The organism is Pediococcus parvulus (genome assembly GCF_964063155.1).
Taxonomy (GTDB): Bacteria; Bacillota; Bacilli; order Lactobacillales; family Lactobacillaceae; genus Pediococcus; species Pediococcus parvulus.
In genome coordinates this window covers 901,433-920,999 of record NZ_OZ061292.1, presented here as the reverse complement: position 1 = coordinate 920,999, position 19,567 = coordinate 901,433, and the positions used below count along the sequence as shown (strand labels likewise).

14 protein-coding genes, 13 tRNA genes and 3 rRNA genes are annotated in these 19,567 nt (G+C 40.5%); 3 read left to right on the top strand and 27 right to left on the bottom strand.

Features of this window, described 5'->3' with window-relative positions; translation table 11 throughout:
* The first annotated feature begins 116 nt into the window (after nucleotides 1–116).
* Nucleotides 117–731: a DsbA family protein gene (locus AB3217_RS04510; RefSeq protein ID WP_057784617.1), complete on the top strand. Its 615-nt coding sequence runs from the start codon at nucleotides 117–119 to the stop codon at nucleotides 729–731.
* Between the two features lie 81 nt (nucleotides 732–812).
* On the opposite strand, the gene pepF is transcribed toward AB3217_RS04510, so the two are convergent.
* The 5 genes from pepF to AB3217_RS04485 form a co-directional block, all read right to left on the bottom strand.
* Nucleotides 813–2,615 (bottom strand): oligoendopeptidase F, encoded by a 1,803-nt coding sequence (pepF, locus tag AB3217_RS04505; RefSeq protein ID WP_367365724.1) that lies wholly within the window; start codon nucleotides 2,613–2,615, stop codon nucleotides 813–815.
* 41 nt (nucleotides 2,616–2,656) lie between these two features.
* Nucleotides 2,657–3,766, bottom strand: a complete 1,110-nt coding sequence (locus tag AB3217_RS04500) for a competence protein CoiA (RefSeq protein ID WP_260274558.1) — start codon at nucleotides 3,764–3,766, stop codon at nucleotides 2,657–2,659.
* A 101-nt stretch (nucleotides 3,767–3,867) separates the two neighbouring features.
* Nucleotides 3,868–4,581, bottom strand: coding sequence for an adaptor protein MecA (locus AB3217_RS04495; protein WP_367365723.1), 714 nt, complete (start codon nucleotides 4,579–4,581; stop codon nucleotides 3,868–3,870).
* Between the two features lie 124 nt (nucleotides 4,582–4,705).
* The gene (gene spxA / locus AB3217_RS04490) at nucleotides 4,706–5,104 is read right to left on the bottom strand and encodes a transcriptional regulator SpxA (protein ID WP_057784613.1); all 399 of its coding nucleotides are present in this window, start codon (nucleotides 5,102–5,104) and stop codon (nucleotides 4,706–4,708) included.
* A gap of 331 nt (nucleotides 5,105–5,435) precedes the next feature.
* Nucleotides 5,436–6,176 (bottom strand): MBL fold metallo-hydrolase, encoded by a 741-nt coding sequence (locus AB3217_RS04485; RefSeq protein ID WP_057784612.1) that lies wholly within the window; start codon nucleotides 6,174–6,176, stop codon nucleotides 5,436–5,438.
* Between the two features lie 148 nt (nucleotides 6,177–6,324).
* Here AB3217_RS04485 and AB3217_RS04480 point away from each other — a divergent pair, with 148 nt between their 5' ends.
* Nucleotides 6,325–6,834 (top strand): hypothetical protein, encoded by a 510-nt coding sequence (locus AB3217_RS04480; protein ID WP_057784611.1) that lies wholly within the window; start codon nucleotides 6,325–6,327, stop codon nucleotides 6,832–6,834.
* A 48-nt stretch (nucleotides 6,835–6,882) separates the two neighbouring features.
* Here AB3217_RS04480 and AB3217_RS04475 read toward each other — a convergent pair whose 3' ends face one another.
* The 19 genes from AB3217_RS04475 to AB3217_RS04385 form a co-directional block, all read right to left on the bottom strand.
* On the bottom strand, nucleotides 6,883–8,928 hold the full coding sequence (locus AB3217_RS04475) for a heavy metal translocating P-type ATPase (protein ID WP_367365722.1): 2,046 nt from the start codon (nucleotides 8,926–8,928) through the stop codon (nucleotides 6,883–6,885).
* Entirely contained in the window at nucleotides 8,925–9,353 is a 429-nt protein-coding gene (locus AB3217_RS04470) for a CopY/TcrY family copper transport repressor (protein WP_057784609.1), read from the bottom strand. Before AB3217_RS04470 ends, AB3217_RS04475 begins: the two co-directional genes overlap by 4 nt.
* Nucleotides 9,354–9,759: 406 nt before the next feature.
* Nucleotides 9,760–9,830: transfer RNA gene (locus tag AB3217_RS04465), tRNA-Cys, on the bottom strand.
* Between the two features lie 119 nt (nucleotides 9,831–9,949).
* Nucleotides 9,950–10,035, bottom strand: a tRNA-Leu gene (locus AB3217_RS04460).
* Between the two features lie 58 nt (nucleotides 10,036–10,093).
* Nucleotides 10,094–10,166 (bottom strand) — tRNA-His (locus tag AB3217_RS04455).
* Nucleotides 10,167–10,172: 6 nt separating this feature from the next.
* A tRNA-Trp gene (locus AB3217_RS04450) sits at nucleotides 10,173–10,246 on the bottom strand.
* A 10-nt stretch (nucleotides 10,247–10,256) separates the two neighbouring features.
* Nucleotides 10,257–10,339, bottom strand: a tRNA-Tyr gene (locus AB3217_RS04445).
* A gap of 5 nt (nucleotides 10,340–10,344) precedes the next feature.
* Nucleotides 10,345–10,417, bottom strand: a tRNA-Phe gene (locus AB3217_RS04440).
* Nucleotides 10,418–10,455: 38 nt separating this feature from the next.
* Nucleotides 10,456–10,530, bottom strand: a tRNA-Asp gene (locus tag AB3217_RS04435).
* A gap of 10 nt (nucleotides 10,531–10,540) precedes the next feature.
* Nucleotides 10,541–10,613 (bottom strand) — tRNA-Val (locus AB3217_RS04430).
* A 5-nt stretch (nucleotides 10,614–10,618) separates the two neighbouring features.
* Nucleotides 10,619–10,691: transfer RNA gene (locus tag AB3217_RS04425), tRNA-Glu, on the bottom strand.
* Between the two features lie 14 nt (nucleotides 10,692–10,705).
* Nucleotides 10,706–10,795: transfer RNA gene (locus AB3217_RS04420), tRNA-Ser, on the bottom strand.
* Between the two features lie 10 nt (nucleotides 10,796–10,805).
* Nucleotides 10,806–10,878 (bottom strand) — tRNA-Asn (locus tag AB3217_RS04415).
* A gap of 6 nt (nucleotides 10,879–10,884) precedes the next feature.
* Nucleotides 10,885–11,001, bottom strand: a 5S ribosomal RNA gene (gene rrf / locus AB3217_RS04410).
* 92 nt (nucleotides 11,002–11,093) lie between these two features.
* A 23S ribosomal RNA gene (locus tag AB3217_RS04405) occupies nucleotides 11,094–14,017 on the bottom strand.
* Nucleotides 14,018–14,198: 181 nt separating this feature from the next.
* A tRNA-Ala gene (locus AB3217_RS04400) sits at nucleotides 14,199–14,271 on the bottom strand.
* Nucleotides 14,272–14,284: 13 nt separating this feature from the next.
* Nucleotides 14,285–14,359 (bottom strand) — tRNA-Ile (locus AB3217_RS04395).
* Between the two features lie 89 nt (nucleotides 14,360–14,448).
* Nucleotides 14,449–16,026 (bottom strand): 16S ribosomal RNA (locus AB3217_RS04390).
* The 16S, 23S and 5S rRNA genes sit together here with 13 tRNA genes alongside, the layout of an rRNA operon.
* Nucleotides 16,027–16,362: 336 nt before the next feature.
* A complete protein-coding gene (locus AB3217_RS04385) occupies nucleotides 16,363–16,755 on the bottom strand; it encodes a S1 RNA-binding domain-containing protein (RefSeq protein ID WP_057784801.1) in 393 nt (130 codons plus the stop codon).
* 117 nt (nucleotides 16,756–16,872) lie between these two features.
* On the opposite strand from AB3217_RS04385, the gene AB3217_RS04380 reads away from it, so the two are divergent.
* Entirely contained in the window at nucleotides 16,873–17,514 is a 642-nt protein-coding gene (locus AB3217_RS04380; protein ID WP_057784800.1) for a VTT domain-containing protein, read from the top strand.
* Nucleotides 17,515–17,552: 38 nt separating this feature from the next.
* Here AB3217_RS04380 and AB3217_RS04375 read toward each other — a convergent pair whose 3' ends face one another.
* From AB3217_RS04375 to AB3217_RS04365, 3 genes are read right to left on the bottom strand one after another with little or no spacing between them, the layout of a single operon-like run.
* Complete coding sequence (locus tag AB3217_RS04375) at nucleotides 17,553–18,170, bottom strand: TIGR01906 family membrane protein (RefSeq protein WP_367366118.1); 618 nt, start codon at nucleotides 18,168–18,170, stop codon at nucleotides 17,553–17,555.
* A gap of 11 nt (nucleotides 18,171–18,181) precedes the next feature.
* On the bottom strand, nucleotides 18,182–18,952 hold the full coding sequence (locus AB3217_RS04370) for a TIGR01457 family HAD-type hydrolase (RefSeq protein ID WP_057784798.1): 771 nt from the start codon (nucleotides 18,950–18,952) through the stop codon (nucleotides 18,182–18,184).
* A 10-nt stretch (nucleotides 18,953–18,962) separates the two neighbouring features.
* Nucleotides 18,963–19,556, bottom strand: a complete 594-nt coding sequence (locus AB3217_RS04365) for a YutD family protein (RefSeq protein WP_367365721.1) — start codon at nucleotides 19,554–19,556, stop codon at nucleotides 18,963–18,965.
* Nucleotides 19,557–19,567: the final 11 nt, after the last annotated feature.

Here is a 19,567-nt window from a genome sequence, read left to right as displayed (position 1 = left end):
TGAAAACAATTTGTTTGATATTTTTTCAAAATTTGGTAAAGTTTATATTGTTGTCTTTTATAAATACTTAAACAAAAAATTAAAAACTGAAATTAGTTTTGATGGAGGAAAACTCAATGCTTGACGTCTATTTGTTCGTGACACCATGGGGTGAACAGTGTATGCAATCTGAAAAAGTTATGATGGACTTTGTTCATAACGTGGATCAAAAGGTTAGTTTCCAGATTATTCCCATGTTAAATATGCAAATTGTGCAAAACTATCTTCACAGTGAAGCTAACACAAGTTATCAGTCTTACAACGAATTATCCGAGGATATGTATCATGTAATCCTTGATTATAAGGCAGCTTTATTCCAATGTAAGCGTCATGGACGTAATTTCTTAAAATTAATTCAAAAAGAAATCACCACAAAAAATATTTGCTACTCTAAAAATTTGGGTACAAAAATTGGTCAAATTGCCAACCTTGACATGGAGATGTTTGAAGCCGACCGGCGTTCACAATTAGCACAGGATTCTTTCAAAGCTGATCAACAAACGGCTTCAGAAATGAATGTTTTAGTTTCTCCTTCCGCCGTTATTTTCAATGACGATGGTGATGATTGTGGGATTTTGGTTGAGGACTTCAATGACAGTATCCTACAACAAATTTGTCAAGATACCGAATGTCCCCTGGCGGATTCCATTAGTTTTTCCCATGCATCCATCGCATTTCCCCATGTTCTATAACTTATATCAGGTACTTATTAAATAAAGAGTCTTCCAACAATTACGGCTATAAAATCGCTATTGTTGGAAAACTCTTTATTTTTATAACAAACTTTCAAACTCGTTTAAACGCTTCTCAAAAACCGCAAAGGCGTCTTCTAAATAGGCCTTTCGAGTCATATCTACGCCAGCTTTTTTCATAACATTCAGTGGAAAATCAGAACTACCAGATTTTAAATAGTTTAAATAATTTTCCCGCGCATGAGCCTGATGTGTTGTGATCCCGTTTGCCAGTGAGGAAGCCGCTGCAAACCCTGTTGCATACTGATAAACATAAAAATTATAATAAAAATGCGGGATTCGTGTCCATTCAGATTTAATTTGATCATCGTTAATCACTGCATCCCCATAATAACGATGATTTAGATCACCATAGTAATTTGACATCATTTCGGCCGTTAATGGCTCTCCCTTTGCATCCGCTTCATGAATAAATTGTTCAAACTCAGCAAATTGAGTCTGACGATAAACAGTCCCCTTGAAGTCATCTAAATAATGGTTCAAAACATAGAGTTTAATTTGTGGATCATCATACTTATCCAATAAATATGATGTCAAAATGTTCTCGTTTGTAGTGGAGGCTATCTCAGCCACAAAAATTGCATAATCGCCATATTGATAAGGCTGATTGTGGGTAGTGTAATACGTATGCATACTATGACCCATTTCATGAACCAAAGTAAACAAATTTTCTAAATCATCTTGCCAATTTAACAACATGAACGGATTTGTACCATAGACACCTGAAGAATATGCCCCGCTGCGCTTTCCTTGATTTTCAACTACATCAATCCAGCGATTTTTGAAGGCTTCATCAACATGACTCACATAATCATCACCCATGATCTGCAAAGCTTCTTTAGCTTCAGTTTGGGCCTTTTGATAAGTGTAGCTTAATGGCGATTTCCCAGTAATCGGCGTATACAGATCGTACATATGCATTTCTTTTAAATTAAGAATTTTCTTTCTCAAACCAACATACCGATGCAACAAATCTAGATGTGAATTCACTTCAGTGACTAGGTTAGTATACACGGCGTCTGGGATGGCATTTTCACTCATGGCAGCCTGCCGGGCATCTTTAAAACCGCGAATTTGTGCATTAAAATTATGCACCTTAACTTCACCTGATAAGGTTGCGGCAAATGTATTTCTAAATTGCTCATAGACAGCGTATAACTGCTCAAAAGCTTGCTTTCGAACTACTTGGTTTGTTGATTGAAGCAAAGTTGAATACATCCCTTGTGAAAGCTGTACCGTTTGACCAGCCGAATTTTTCACAAATGGAAATTTCAAATCCGAATTATCCAAAATTCCAAACACTTTTTCAGAGGAATCAAAAATGGAGCTCGCACCTGCTAATATGGCTTCTTCTTTTGCGGATAACACATGATCCTTCTTTAACCGCAAAACAGCTAAGAAATGTTCATATGGTTTTAACTCTGATTCATTATTTTGAAACTCAGTCAGTTTTTGATTTGGAATTGCCAAAATTTCAGGTTCAATCCAAGCTAATTGAGCAGAAACTTTTGCTACTAGTCCCGTGATTTGGTCTTTTAAGCCCTGATTTGTGTTGTCCCCAGTATCTTGATCATTTTTTAACTCTGCATAAACAAATAAATGTTCCAATTGGTTTTGAACATTTAGTTCGTCTTGAATCACTTTTAGTAAATTTTGGGCACTATCTTGTAGCTTTCCTTGTTGGGTTAGTACAGCTTGTACCCCTACTTTCAATTGTGTCATTGCCGTTTTCACGGCTCGATCGTCCTTAAAAATTGTGGTTAAATCCCACGTTAACTCAACTGGCACATCACTACGTTTCGGTAACTGTTTTATCTCTGCCATTCAAATTTCCTCCTAGTTTAAATTAAACCTACTTTAGCACATTAATCCGGAAAATGACGAAGTTTTTGAGTAATGTCAGTGTACCAGCGTGGCAGCACCATAATTTGATATTGTTTTTGAACCGTTTTTAAAACGTGGTCGGAAAGTAAGTTTTGCAAAAATTGTTGGAAGTTTAATTCAATATTGAGTTGCGGCCGCGTCACATTAGCAAGTTGGAATGGATTCCCTTCAGTCACCTCCCGATACCAGGTTGCTAACAAAGAATACGAAACAAACTGTTTTTGCCAGAGCTGAAGTTTTAATAAGAATTCAATTTTCACTTCCAATGGAATCTTTTTCCCAGTTGGTAATATAAAATTTTGATCATGAACGATCCAAGGGCAACCTGCTAAATTCAAATGATGTGTATAACAAATAAACTGAACTCGTTTTAACCGTGCATCTGAATATCTCCCCAACAACTGATGTTGTAAAAGAACTGCTTCACGGTAGCTATCTTGTTTAAAATTTGGTTTCTGCTTTCCACCTTGATGGAATAACTCAGTAAATGCTTTTTTAGAGGGATTAAAAACATAATCTTGCCATTTTAGTTTTCCAAATAAATCTTGAGTAAGATGATGGCGAATCAAAAATTGATCATTTTGCGGATCGTAGAACGAAACAAATAACGAAAGGCTTTTTTGAAAATACGCAAATTTTGAAACTTTTTCTAACGTCAATTTGTGTGCTAAATAGGTTGGCCCTAGGATCCACCAAACCTTGTATCCATGTGATCGATAGCCTTGTGTTCGTTCTACTAACTTTTCAAACGAAATTGGACTGCATTGAAACTCGATTGCAGTCCAGTGATGGTGCCAGTAGACCAAAATATCAGGTCGTTGTTTCAGTCTTGGTAAATAAGCCTCTAGCTTAACTGCTAGGTGATTTTGACGGCACCAATTAAAGATTCGTGTTTTCCCGGCTAAATGAGCCTTTGTCTCCCCTTCACTAAATAGATGACAATCGGCACCTGCATGATGAGCAAAGTGAGAAAGCCGCATTTGTCCTTGTCTTAAAATGACAGATTGACCACATCCTGGACAGGTATACGTTATTTTATGATGGGCATCGGCTGCCAAAACACTTTTATCTTGATCGTTTGCAACAAACATCAGCATCCCCCTCTAAAAAGAAGATACGTCAAAAAAGGCCTAATTTTCCTTCAAAATAAAAAAAATGACACCAACTTTTAAGTTAGCATCATTCTATTTGATTATTTGAAATAGTGTCTGGTCAATTCCAAAGCGCTTTGACTCATTATCTCTTGACCATGTTCATGCAAAACATCAGCAGTAACATCTGAAGCATCAGCATATTCATAGGCAATTGCTAACTCGTTCTTTACGGTTTCCGGACTTGATTCATCGACAAAGAAAATTAGATCCAAATAGTAATCACCTTTATATTTAAATAAATTAGATGCCGCACTATCCAAACGGAGCACGCGCGCAATTTCCGGCATACTTTCAAAACTTGGTAACTTCAAAACAAACTCTTGCGTATGTGTATCTGGGTCATTCAGATATGGGTCCAAATCAGCCGGACTAGAATCCTCAGTCTGTGCTTGTTTTCTGTTATCATCACTATCATGCTGAATCAACTGATGCTTTAAGAACTCTGAAACATCATCTTCATTACTTATATTAAACGTATTATTATCAGAACTTACTTTTGAATTCCCCTTCATATCAGCGTTTTTACTGATAAAGAGCTCTAATCCATTTCGGTTAGGTAATACTTGGAAAGTAACGGCATCATTTTCTTGAAATTGATGATCCGTATCTACCTCTTGTAAAATACTATAGAAAAAATCTTCTATTTGTTTGTGACTTCCTAATAAATCAAGGACCGTAATTCCACGTTCAGTCAAATCATCGTTACCGATTAAGACTCGAATCGTATCATCATTTATTCGTTCCATTTCCATCGTTCGCACCCCCAACCTCTCGTTACATTTATCTGTTGTGCGTCACAACAGGACCCAATAAAAAATTAGATTCATGGATATTATCCCACAAATCTAACTTTTTGCAATTAACCTGTCTTTTATTTTACAAATCCGCTAAACGTTGTGCTTCACGAAGTTCATAAGCCCGAACATCACGAGGTAAGAAACGACGAATTTCATCTTCGTTATAGCCTACCTGAAGCCGCTTTTCATCCAAAATAATTGGTCGACGAAGCAGACCTGGATTTTTTTGAATTAAATCAAATAGTTTTTGTAATGGTAATTCATCAAGATTAATATTAAGTTTTTGAAATACTTTAGAACGTTTTGAAATGATTTCTTCCGTTCCATTTTCAGTCATTCTCAGGATTGATTTAATCTCATCCATTGTCAATGGTTCGGAAAAAATATTACGTTCCTTAAAAGGAATGTTGTTTTCTTTTAACCAAGCCCGCGCTTTTCTGCAAGATGTGCAACTCGGTGAAGTATATAAAGTAACCATATTTTTTCCTCCTTAGCAATCGAACCAAATTGTGCTAAATATTAAGCAAGTTCAATTTCTTTACAATGACTATTATAACCTGATTCTAAAATTAAAGCTATAGTTTTTTCGAAAAAGTTCTTACTTTTTGTAAACTGTTAATTAACATAATGATTATTTTTGTTCAACTAGTCAGAGTAATATAGCAAAAACACGCATATAGTTAATTTGTTCACGAACTCTTCTTAATTATTTTCTAATTGATTTCAATAATATTTAATAATGATAAAATGTTAAAATCATGATAATTTTCTGCCTTTTTATCACCTATACCAATTTTAAATTTGTGGTGCTAAACCGTGTATTCAAAGAGTTTTGAAGCACGCATCACTTGAACATCTGTTCCCACTTTTCTTTTGGCCTCTGTCACCAAATTATCCAAATTACCCGATTGTGGTAAATGGGTTAACAAAAGATTTTTCACATTTGCATTCTTAGCAACTTCACCAGATTCAGTTGAAGTCATATGCCACTTCTTACCTTCTTTATCCGCATAAAAGTTTGTATCAGTCATTAATAAATCGGCTTTTTCTGCAAAGTCTGCTAACTCTGGAAAATAGGCGGTGTCAGAAGTAAAGACAAGTACTTTGTGAGTTGCAACTTCTTCTATCCGTACTGCAAACGCTGCCACCGGATGATGGGTTTGTAAAAATGTGATCTTAAAGGGACCTATATTCAAAGCTTGATCTGCACTGTAACTTTTTCCAATTGTTGCCCCTGGCCAAGTCAATGCACCAAAATTTAAGGGATCTTGCGTATGTCCGTAAATTGGCAAAATGGGAACCTTTTTGGATCCCGTTTTTAATTGCCAAAAGTACTGTAAAACACCAACATCTGCGGTATGATCATGATGATAATGCGAGAGCAAAACCGCGTCTAACTGCAAGGGATCTAACACTTTTTCCAAAGTTAATAAAGCCCCACTCCCACAGTCTAAAAGTAAATTAAAACCGTTTGATTGCACTAAGTAAGCACTAGTTCCGTCACCATTCCATGGAAAACCACCATAATAACCTAATACTGTTAATTTCATTTTCATAGTCTCCTTCGCTTAAGCTTAGCATTCCATTCCGGGATACCCTCCTCTCTAATCTAACATATTCTGTTTGAAAGAGAAAACCTTTTCATAATTTGGGTGGAACAAGGTATAATAAAGACGTAAACATATTGGAGGGATTACTATGGTCGATAAAATTTCATCAACATTTGGCAGTTGGCCAGTTTTAAAACAAATTGAAAAAAACAATCCGGACCGACAATTTATTACACTTTCCAGCACTTCAATCCACAATGACTTACAGTTACTAGATGTTTCAGGCGATCCTTCTGTTTTTGCCAACCCGTTAATTTATCGGGTGAAATTTCACACCGGTAATTTCAGTTGGAACGGATTCTATCGTTTTTCCTTTATGACGCTTTCTAAAGAAGAAATTAAGGTCTTGGATGCCAAAATTTCACAACTTGCAACACCTGAACGTCTACCACTGGGCCTAAACGATTTATTTGTCCTGCAACCTCAAAAAAGGCCGAATGAGCGAGTACTTTTAACTATTTGGCAATTGGACTCTGACTACTCAATTTGGCGGCGTTCTGAAAGTTATGAACCGTTCAAAATATACAGTGATAGTGGTGCATATAATTATCACGACTCTAATTACACTGCCTATCAACTTCATAGTTTGGAATCTTAACAAAAACTGCGTAAACTTCAGGACTTTCATCCTTAATTTACGCAGTTTTTAATTTTGAACTTTTAAAGTCATTGCATTAATTGCCACGATAATTGTACTCATGGACATGATTGCAGCCCCAACCATTGGATCCAACATAAATCCTAGTGAAGCTAAGACCCCTGCTGCTAATGGAATAGCGATCAGGTTATATCCAGCCCCCCACCAAAGATTTTGCATCATTTTACTGTGTGTATTCTTGGCTAGTTTAATGAAACTGACAATATCCATTGGATCACTTTTGACTAGAATAATATCGGCTGAATCAATTGCAACATCCGTTCCAGAGCCAATTGCAATACCAATATCAGCCTTGGCTAAACTTGGTGCATCGTTGACCCCATCGCCAACCATCATAACGTAATTTCTCTTTTTCTGGTATTCAGTAATGATTTTTTGCTTATCTTCAGGATGTAGTTGAGCACGATAGTTTGAAATACCAAGCTCGTGAGCCACCACTGAAGCCACTTGTTCGTTATCACCAGTCAACATAACCGGTTGAATTTGCATGTCCTTAAACGCCTGAATTGCGTGTTTGGCAGTCGCCTTAATCTGATCTCCTTCAGCAATCATCCCAATTATTTCTCGATTTTGAATGAGGTAAGCAACCGAATTGCCTTCCTTAGCCCATTTTTCAAACCCTTGTTCGTTAAAGTCAATGTTTTGCTCAGTTAAATAAGTTGCTGAAACCAGTTTATATTCTTTTCCATCAATTGTTCCCTTTAACCCAGCACCTGTAATTTGACTTGTTTTTTTGACACTTGGTAACGAAATTTTTTTATGTTTAGCCTCGTTTAAAATTCCAATAGCCATTGGATGACTCGAATCTGCTTCCAATGCCGCCATTAGCCGTAAAACTTCATCATTACTTAAATTTGATTGGTAACTTTCCACATGATGAACTTTGAATTGTCCTTCCGTCAAAGTTCCTGTTTTATCCATTAAAACATAGTTAATTTTTTTAATAGACTCCATCGCATCACGATTACGAATTAGAAGACCATGATTGGCCGCCAATGCGGTACTACGTGCAGTTACGAGTGGAATAGCAAGACCTAAAGCATGTGGGCAAGCAATAATCAACACTGTTACTGCAATGGAAAGTCCCATTGAAAGACCACTAATTGTTGTCCATGTTATAAATGCAATAATACCAATAGCCAAGGCAGCATAGAATAACCATCCAGCCACCCGATCAGCCATATTTTCAACCTTTGATTTGTTTTCTTGGGCATTTGAAACTAGCTTTTGGACCTGCGCTAAATAACCCGTTTTCCCTGTTCCAGTCACTCTAAATTCAAACGTGCCATCCCCATTAATTGAACCACCAATCACATTGTTACCAACTTTTTTTGTGACTTGCTGAGCTTCACCAGTAACCATAGCTTCGTTTACACTAGATTCACCCGAAACTAAGACTCCATCGGCCGGAATTTTTTCACCGGCGCGTACTTGTATGATTTGGGTTTCCTTTATTTCAGAGCTCTTAATTTCTTGAACTCTGTCATCTAATACAAGATGTGCCTCATCTGGTAAGAGCTTTCCTAATGCATCAACGGCACTTCCAGCATGCATGACTGCATTCATTTCAATCCAGTGTCCAAGTAACATAATCACAATCAGCGTTGATAGTTCCCAGAAAAAGCTTTCTTTTTGGGGTTGAATTTTAAGAATGTCGTTAGCAACAAACGCATAGATGCTATAAATATAAGAAACTGAAATCCCCATCGCAATCAACATCATCATGGCAGGTTGACGGGCTTGTAATTCTCCTTTTGCGCCGCTAAAAAATGGTTTCCCACCATAGAAAAACAGTACCGTAGCTAAAATTGCAACAATCCAATCAGATCCGTTAAACGTAAATTGAAATGGCAAGTTCATCCCCATCATTGGACTCATTAGAATAATGGGAATTGTCAAAATTAAAGATATCCAGAATTTTTGCTTTAAGTTTCCCATATGCATCATATGACCACCATGATTCATCATATCTTGATCCATATCCATGTCCATTTCACCATTGTTCATTTCCATTTTCATTTTTGAATGATTCATTCTCTAGTTTCCTCCTTTGGCAGACAGTTACATGCAACCTCGTCTGGTGCATCTTTAATTTTATCCGCTAACACTGCTTGCAATTTTTCTATATCCGTCTTACTTAACTGAATCTCACTAACAAGTTGTGCCAACACTTCGCCGTTTTTCATTGCACACATATTTTGAAACAGGCGCGTGGCTTCTCTTTGCATTGCAACCCGCTCAGAAATTGTGCATTGATAAATGTTTGAATGCCCCTCTTTTTTGGCAGTTAACATTTGTTTTTGCATTAAGCGACCAATCAAAGTTTTAACTGTTGATGCCTTCCAATCACGCTTCTTTACTAATAATTGAATTACTTCCGTACTAGTAGCTTCACCTAGTGTCCAGATGATACGCATAACTTCCCACTCAGAAGTGGTAATCGGCAATTCCTCTGTCATTTCAATTCCTCCCGTTTACAAACGTAATCTTCATTTATTAGATTACATTTGTAAACGTAAATTGTCAAGGAGAAGCTGCATTAAAAAATTATTTTGTGATATGATTGAGTTAACGTATGAATTGAGAAAGGTCTTTTTATGAAAATTAAGGTTACACGAGCAATGCTGATTAATATGATTTTGGATCTCCTATTTGGCATATTCTTTATGTATTTTTTGCTAACAACAGATTCATCGAATGGTTATCGATGGATTATTACAATTTTTGCAGCCTATGATTTTACCGATATTATCATGAGTATTCGTAAAATTATAAAGTTAAATAAAAAATAAAAAATTACAATTCAAAAAGAGGAATTCAACTTTAAAGGCTGAATTCCTCTTTTATTCATGCTCACTAATTTGAAGGCGGTAACCGGATTTGAACCGGTGATGAAGGTTTTGCAGACCTCTGCCTTACCACTTGGCTATACCGCCATATAAACTCGTACCAAACTAAAAACGCAATACCCAACATTCTGCCTAAAGGCATCAAATAATGCTGATATATCGCGCCTTGTTCACTACAAATTGCAAATTAAGAATTTGCATTATAATGCCGCCGGTGGGGGTCGAACCCACACTCCCGGTAAAGGGAACTGGATTTTGAGTCCAGCGCGTCTGCCAATTCCGCCACAGCGGCATCTAATCTGGTTATGTTAATTATACAAAACCTCAAGGATAACAAATGAAATCCTTAGGGCGGTAGGTGGGAATCGAACCCACGCGTGCCGGAGCCACAATCCGGTGCGTTAACCACTTCGCCACTACCGCCATCAATGGCAGGGATAGTAGGAGTTGAACCCACATCGACGGTTTTGGAGACCGTAGTTCTACCATTAAACTATATCCCTATCATTAAAATGGAAGGGAGTGGATTCGAACCACCGAACCCGAAGGAGCGGATTTACAGTCCGCCGCGTTTAGCCAGACTTCGCTACCCTTCCATATATGGCGCAGGACAGAATCGAACTGCCGACACACGGAGCTTCAATCCGTTGCTCTACCGACTGAGCTACTGCGCCATAAACAAATGATATAAAATAAAAATATTTTATTTTAACGGTTCCAACGAGACTCGAACTCGTGATCTCCTGCGTGACAGGCAGGCGTCCTAAACCAACTAGACCATGGAACCATAATTTCAATGGAGGGTACAGGGCTCGAACCTGTGACCCTCTGCTTGTAAGGCAGACGCTCTCCCAACTGAGCTAACCCTCCATAAATGACCCGTACGGGATTCGAACCCATGTTACTGCCGTGAAAGGGCAGTGTCTTAAACCACTTGACCAACGGGTCATACTTAATTACAACGGAGAGTAAGGGATTCGAACCCTTGAGACGGATAAATCCGTCTACATGATTTCCAGTCATGCTCCTTCGGCCAGCTCGGACAACTCTCCATATCATTAACTCCGGCAGGCGGACTCGAACCGTCGACAACCTGATTAACAGTCAGGGGCTCTACCAACTGAGCTATGCCGGAATATTCGCATGGCAACGTCCTACCCTCGCAGGGAGCGATCCCCCAACTACTCTCGGCGCTAAGAAGCTTAACTTCTGTGTTCGACATGGGAACAGGTGTATCCTTCTCGCTATCGCCACCACACTTCTCCGATCCACCTTCGTGGCTCGTGTGAAAGAAATTTATTCTCTCAAAACTAAATAATATCGAATCCTTCTCTTCAAGAACACCACTTTGTGGTTAAGTCCTCGACCGATTAGTATTGGTCCGCTCCATGTATCACTACACTTCCACTCCCAACCTATCTACCTGATCATCTCTCAGGGGTCTTACTTCCATAAATGGAATGGGAAATCTCATCTTGAGGCGAGTTTCACACTTAGATGCTTTCAGCGTTTATCTCATCCATACGTAGCTACCCAGCGATGCTCCTGGCGGAACAACTGGTACACCAGCGGTATGTCCATCCCGGTCCTCTCGTACTAAGGACAGATCCTCTCAAATTTCCTACGCCCGCGACGGATAGGGACCGAACTGTCTCACGACGTTCTGAACCCAGCTCGCGTACCGCTTTAATGGGCGAACAGCCCAACCCTTGGGACCGACTACAGCCCCAGGATGCGATGAGCCGACATCGAGGTGCCAAACCTCCCCGTCGATGTGAACTCTTGGGGGAGATAAGCCTGTTATCCCCAGGGTAGCTTTTATCCGTTGAGCGATGGCCCTTCCATACGGTACCACCGGATCACTAAGCCCGACTTTCGTCCCTGCTCGACCTGTCTGTCTCGCAGTCAAGCTCTCTTCTGCCTTTACACTCATTGAATGATTTCCAACCATTCTGAGAGAACCTTTGGGCGCCTCCGTTACTCTTTAGGAGGCGACCGCCCCAGTCAAACTGCCCACCTGACACTGTCTTCCGCCACGCTTAGTGGCGCGAGTTAGAGGGTTCATACAGCGAGGGTAGTATCCCACCAACGCCTCCACCGAAACTAGCGTTCCGGTTTCTATGGCTCCTACCTATCCTGTACAAGCTGTACAAACACTCAATATCAAGCTACAGTAAAGCTCCATGGGGTCTTTCCGTCCTGTCGCGGGTAACCCGCATCTTCACGGGTATTATAATTTCACCGAGTCTCTCGTTGAGACAGTGCCCAGATCGTTACGCCTTTCGTGCGGGTCGGAACTTACCCGACAAGGAATTTCGCTACCTTAGGACCGTTATAGTTACGGCCGCCGTTTACTGGGGCTTCATTTCAAAGCTTCGCCGAAGCTAACTCATTCACTTAACCTTCCAGCACCGGGCAGGCGTCAGCCCCTATACGTCATCTTACGATTTTGCAGAAACCTGTGTTTTTGATAAACAGTCGCCTGGGCCTATTCACTGCGGCTGATCTTTCGATCAGCACCCCTTCTCCCGAAGTTACGGGGTCATTTTGCCGAGTTCCTTAACGAGAGTTCTCTCGCTCACCTGAGGATACTCTCCTCGACTACCTGTGTCGGTTTGCGGTACGGGTAGTTAAACTCTAACTAGAAGCTTTTCTCGGCAGTGTGACATCAGGAACTTCGTTACTTTAAATTTCACTCCCCATCACAGCTTGTCCTTAAAGTTGAAAGCATTTAACTCTCAACAAGACTCGCTGCTTGGGCGCACATATCCAACCGTGCGCATTCCTTAGCCTCCTGCGTCCCTCCATTGTTCAAACAAGTTTAACTAGTACAGGAATCTCAACCTGTTATCCATCGTCTACGCCTCTCGGCCTCGACTTAGGTCCCGACTAACCCTGGGTGGACGAGCCTTCCCCAGGAAACCTTAGTCATTCGGTGGACAGGATTCTCACCTGTCTTTCGCTACTCATACCGGCATTCTCACTTCTAAGCGCTCCAACAGTCCTCACGGTCTGCCTTCATTGCCCTTAGAACGCTCTCCTATCACGCCACCTTGCGGTGGCATCCACAGTCTCGGTAATATGTTTAAGCCCCGGTACATTTTCGGCGCAGAATCACTCGACTAGTGAGCTATTACGCACTCTTTAAATGATGGCTGCTTCTGAGCCAACATCCTAGTTGTCTATGCAACTCCACATCCTTTTCCACTTAACATATATTTAGGGACCTTAACTGGTGGTCTGGGCTGTTCCCCTTTCGACGATGGATCTTATCACTCACCGTCTGACTCCCGGACATAAATCAATGGCATTCGGAGTTTATCTGAATTCAGTAACCCAAGACGGGCCCCTAGTCCAAACAGTGGCTCTACCTCCATGATCCTTAATCCGAGGCTAGCCCTAAAGCTATTTCGGAGAGAACCAGCTATCTCCAAGTTCGTTTGGAATTTCACCGCTACCCACACCTCATCTCAGCACTTTTCAACGTACACGAGTTCGGTCCTCCAGTGCGTTTTACCGCACCTTCAACCTGGACATGGGTAGGTCACTTGGTTTCGGGTCTACATCTACATACTCAGTCGCCCTATTCAGACTCGCTTTCGCTGCGGCTCCGTTTCTTCAACTTAACCTGGCATGTAAACGTAACTCGCCGGTTCATTCTACAAAAGGCACGCCATCACCCCTTAACGGGCTCTGACTTCTTGTAGGCACATGGTTTCAAGAACTGTTTCACTCCCCTTCCGGGGTGCTTTTCACCTTTCCCTCACGGTACTGGTTCACTATCGGTCACTAGGGAGTATTTAGCCTTGGGAGATGGTCCTCCCGGATTCCGACGGAGTTACACGTGTTCCGCCGTACTCAGGATCCTGAACTGAGGGATCTTCATTTTGCCTACGGGGCTATCACCCGCTCTGGCCAGTCTTCCCAGACTGTTCGGCTATGAAAATCTTTGGTAACTCAAATGTTCAGTCCTACAACCCCAGGAAGCAAGCTTCCTGGTTTGGGCTGTTCCCCGTTCGCTCGCCGCTACTTAGGGAATCGATATTTCTTTCTCTTCCTACGGGTACTGAGATGTTTCAGTTCCCCGCGTCTACCTCCAGCCACGCTATGAATTCACGTAGTGGTAACAACGGATTAGTGTTGTTGGGTTTCCCCATTCGGAAATCTCCGGATCAAAGCTTACTTACAGCTCCCCGAAGCATATCGGTGTTAGTCCCGTCCTTCATCGGCTCCTAGTACCAAGGCATTCACCATGCGCCCTTTATAACTTAACCTAACTTTACCAAAGGTAAAGTGGTTTTGAGTTTAGCGATTATTTTTCGAACTAATCTTGTTTTAAAACTCTATAAAACGCGGTGTTCTCGGTTTAATTACATTATAATAAATAATTAAAATTAGAAAATTTTTCGATATTATTTAGTTTTCAAAGAACAAATTCGACGGCTAAGCCGTCAATGGAGAATAGCGGGATCGAACCGCTGACCTCCTGCGTGCAAGGCAGGCGCTCTCCCAGCTGAGCTAATTCCCCAAAAATGTATCTATGGGCCTAAATGGACTTGAACCATCGACCTCACGCTTATCAGGCGTGCGCTCTAAACCAGCTGAGCTATAGGCCCGTTCGCGCTTATATACATTTGAGAGTAGACCTCTCAAAACTAAACAAAGTTTCGACAATGTGTAGGTTTCCGTTTCTAAATATCCTTAGAAAGGAGGTGATCCAGCCGCAGGTTCTCCTACGGCTACCTTGTTACGACTTCACCCCAATCATCTGTCCCACCTTAGACGGCTAGCTCCCGAAGGTTACTCCACCGGCTTTGGGTGTTACAAACTCTCATGGTGTGACGGGCGGTGTGTACAAGGCCCGGGAACGTATTCACCGCGGCATGCTGATCCGCGATTACTAGCGATTCCAACTTCGTGCAGGCGAGTTGCAGCCTGCAGTCCGAACTGAGAACGGTTTTAAGAGATTAGCTAAACCTCGCGGTCTCGCAACTCGTTGTACCGTCCATTGTAGCACGTGTGTAGCCCAGGTCATAAGGGGCATGATGATTTGACGTCGTCCCCACCTTCCTCCGGTTTGTCACCGGCAGTCTCACTAGAGTGCCCAACTTAATGCTGGCAACTAATAATAAGGGTTGCGCTCGTTGCGGGACTTAACCCAACATCTCACGACACGAGCTGACGACAACCATGCACCACCTGTCATTCTGTCCCCGAAGGGAACGTCTAATCTCTTAGATTGGCAGAAGATGTCAAGACCTGGTAAGGTTCTTCGCGTAGCTTCGAATTAAACCACATGCTCCACCGCTTGTGCGGGCCCCCGTCAATTCTTTTGAGTTTCAACCTTGCGGTCGTACTCCCCAGGCGGAATGCTTAATGCGTTAGCTGCAGCACTGAAGGGCGGAAACCCTCCAACACTTAGCATTCATCGTTTACGGCATGGACTACCAGGGTATCTAATCCTGTTCGCTACCCATGCTTTCGAGCCTCAGCGTCAGTTACAGACCAGACAGCCGCCTTCGCCACTGGTGTTCTTCCATATATCTACGCATTTCACCGCTACACATGGAGTTCCACTGTCCTCTTCTGCACTCAAGTCTTCCAGTTTCCAATGCACTTCTTCGGTTAAGCCGAAGGCTTTCACATTAGACTTAAAAGACCGCCTGCGCTCGCTTTACGCCCAATAAATCCGGATAACGCTTGCCACCTACGTATTACCGCGGCTGCTGGCACGTAGTTAGCCGTGGCTTTCTGGTTGGATACCGTCACTGCATGAGCAGTTACTCTCACACACGTTCTTCTCCAACAACAGAGTTTTACGACCCTAAAGCCTTCATCACTCACGCGGCGTTGCTCCATCAGACTTTCGTCCATTGTGGAAGATTCCCTACTGCTGCCTCCCGTAGGAGTCTGGGCCGTGTCTCAGTCCCAATGTGGCCGATTACCCTCTCAGGTCGGCTACGTATCACTGCCTTGGTGAGCCTTTATCTCACCAACTAGCTAATACGCCGCGGGTCCATCCAGAAGTGATAGCCGAAGCCATCTTTTAAAAGTAAACCATGCGGTTTACTTTGTTATGCGGTATTAGCATCTGTTTCCAGGTGTTATCCCCCACTTCTGGGCAGGTTACCCACGTGTTACTCACCCGTTCGCCACTCACTTTATAGCTAAAATCATCTTCGGTGCAAGCACCTCTAATTCATTCAACGAAAGTGCGTTCGACTTGCATGTATTAGGCACGCCGCCAGCGTTCATCCTGAGCCAAGATCAAACTCTCATATTATACTTGAGTTTTTACAAGCTCATTTGTTGTTTCATTGTTTAAAGCGAATTGACTTCGCAAATTGTTTGCTCCAAAATTTCCATTTGAAGACCCTACACATTTTGTTTCGTCGAAACTTTGTTCAGTTTTCAAAGGTCTACTATGTCGCAGTTGGAAGCGCTAAACGCCTCAACGCAACTATTTAACTTTATCATTTCAAATTCTAAAAGTCAACAAACTTTTTTCAATACTTAAAATTAACTTTCCTCGTTCAAAACGACCTTGAATATAATACCAAGAAAACTTTACTTGGTCAAGTCCTTTTAAAAAATCAACTCACAAAACTTACAGATCATCTCAACTAATCCCATAGGTTCTCTTAGCGGCCGCCTTCCATTCAGGTAGGTTGTCACTAATACTTCTAAACCCAATTTCATCATCATTACTTGTCCAATAAAATTTGTGATAAGCGTGTACCACTGCAGGAATCGGCTTATTATGCATATTATTTTTTTGATTCAACGCCTTTATTGATAAACTCACATGTTGATTTGCAGGATCTATATCCACAATCACGCAAGAAACCACCTGACCTACTTTATAAATTGAAGAAAGACTTTCAATATACTCGTCACTACATTCAGAAATGTGAAGCAACCCTGTAAAAGATATTTTTTTATTTTCAACAAAAAGGCCGTATGCCTGAACCCCTGTAATTGTACCTTCAATAACATCACCCGTTTTAAGCAAATTCGCACCTCCCAAAATTTTATGTCAATATTCATTTTAGCGAAACCAGAAGTATGATACAATACTTGTGCTTTTAAAAACTTTAAACACTAATAATATAAAGTACGGAGGAATACTGTGTCTTTTCTGATTGATTTTGTTTTACACATTGATGCGCACCTAATTTCTATTGTAAATACATTTGGTGATTGGACCTATCTTATCCTGTTTGCCATTATTTTTGTTGAAACCGGTGCTGTAATTTTACCTTTTTTACCTGGAGATTCTCTATTGTTTGCAGCCGCTGCACTTTCAGCAAATAGTATGTATCATCTAAATATTTGGATATTCGTTTTTTTACTTTTTTTTGCAGCGGTCCTTGGTGATTCAACGAATTTTTTTATCGGCCGTGCAGTCGGTAATGCACTCACTGAGCACCACATATTTGGGAAATTTATAAACAAGCAAAAAATGGCAGAATCTAAAGAATTCTTCGATCACTATGGTAGCATCTCTATAACTTTCGCACGATATATGCCAATTATTCGAACTTTTGCTCCTTTTGTTGCCGGTGGTAGTAACTTCAGATATCAAAAATTCATCATTTTTGATATTCTGGGATCATCAACTTGGGTAAGCTTATGTTGTGGCGCAGGATACTTTTTTGGAAACTTTCCTGTTGTTAAACAGCATTTTTCCGTAATTGTTATTGGTATCATCCTTATCTCTCTTATTCCAATTCTTGTTTCCTTTCTAAAAACCAGAAAAAAAGCTGTCTAAACAAAAATAAGCTTTATTCGTCACCAAACGAATAAGGCTTATTTTTTTATCTGTCTTTTCCCCAACCAAATAAAAAACAGGTAAAAGATTTCTACAAACACAAAGAATAAAACAAAACACTGTAAAAAAAACTCCTCTGGTAAGACGTTGATAACCGGATCCTTTTGAGGATCAAATATCCAATCACTATTGCGGAACAAAACCTCATGAAAAATGACAAAAAATTGATCAAATGAGATGCTCATCATTGCACCAATAAACAATGGCACAACAGCCGTGACCTGCAAAGGCCGAATTAATTGCCACAGTGTTTTGGTTTTAACAAGCTCACGAATAAAAAAGAAAAAAACAATCGCCGAAAGAATTAAAACTCCTTCATTCAACATAAAAAGACTTTTAACATCCGAAAAATGTTGTAATCCCGTACTTGAGCTTGGAAAATCGGTCATGTGTAAGTGTTCAATCCATGGAAAACTTAAATAGGCTATCAGTTGATGATAATTATGCATGATCTCTTTGTGAGATAAACTTACCGCAGTTTGAACGTTATACCATTTTAACGACCACGAATATAGAAAAGTACAATTAATAACCAAAAAAATGGCTAAAGAAATTCCAAAAAAATGAAACCCGATCCACTGTCCAATCCTTCGCATTCGCATAGTAACTACTTCCATTCATCAAACGAATTAATTATGTGTGTAGGCTGAATTTCTTGCTTTGCCACAAATTCTCGAGTTGAAACCCCAGTGTAGACCAACAAAGTGTCAATACCAAAATTAATTCCAGCAGAAATATCAGTCATATAATTATCACCAACCATCACAACGTCATCTTTGTCAAGACCAATCTTCTTAACCGCTTTTTGCATGATAATTGTTTCTGGTTTCCCAATATATGTAGCCCTCTGTTGTGTAGAACGTTCAACAAAGCCAATCAATGAACCCGCTCCAGGCACCAAACCACGCTCATTGGGTAAGTTGGTATCTGCATTCGTTCCAATAAAAGTTGCACCCCGTTTTATGGCCAATGTTGCTAACTCAAACTTATGGTAAGTCACGTCATAATCCAAGCCGACAACAACCCAATCTGGATTCGTCTCATCAAATTCAAAATTTCTATTTAATAATGCCTGCTTTAAACCGAGTTCACCAATTACATAAACCTTGCGCTTACCCCCAGCTATACCATCTAAATAATCTGCTGTTGCCAACCCCGCTGTATAGACTTCATCAGCAGTAACATTAATATTGTGATTTTCGCGTAAGTTTTTTGCAACCTCATCAGGCAACTGTGTCGTGTTGTTAGTCACAAACAAAAAATCCGTGTGTGTGTCCTGTAATCGTTTAATAAAACGGGCCGCAGCAGGAATTTGGTCTCTGCCCCGATAAATGGTACCATCTAAATCAATTAAATATCCTTTATAATCTGAAATCATCTAATCTTCCTCATCTTGTCTCTCTTATTGTAAATGAACGTTTACCACGTTTATGAACTTCTGTAATTTTATTCTTCCGTTGATTAACCGGAACTGCCTTTTCCTTAGTAGTTTTCTCCTGTATAAACGGTTTTTCTTTGAACTTACGAACACGTTTATTGTTTCTTTTGCCCTTATGAGGAGATTCCTTCTTTTTTTCGCTAACAGTCCTAGTTTTTAAGCTACGTTTTTTAGCAGGCTTGTTTACACTCAAGTTCTTTAAAATAAAGTAGGCACAACCAAAATTACAAAATTCTAGCAAATAGTCTTGAATCGCGCCTTGCTTTTCATTATCCTTAGCGTTTCGATCTTGATTGCTGTAAAATCCCTTCAAGCGCAACTGTTCATAACCGATATCACCAACGATAAAGTCATATTTGCTTAAAACTGGACTAAACCGATCAGCCAATTGTTCACGATCAAATGCGTCACGATCATTGCTAATCAGCTGATATTGATGACCATTAATTAAAATGTTTTTATTATCCAGTAGATCAACTGTGTTGATTACTGGGCGTCGCTTCGATTCTACATTCTCAGTATCTTTATTTTGAGTAGTTGCCATTAAAACGCCTC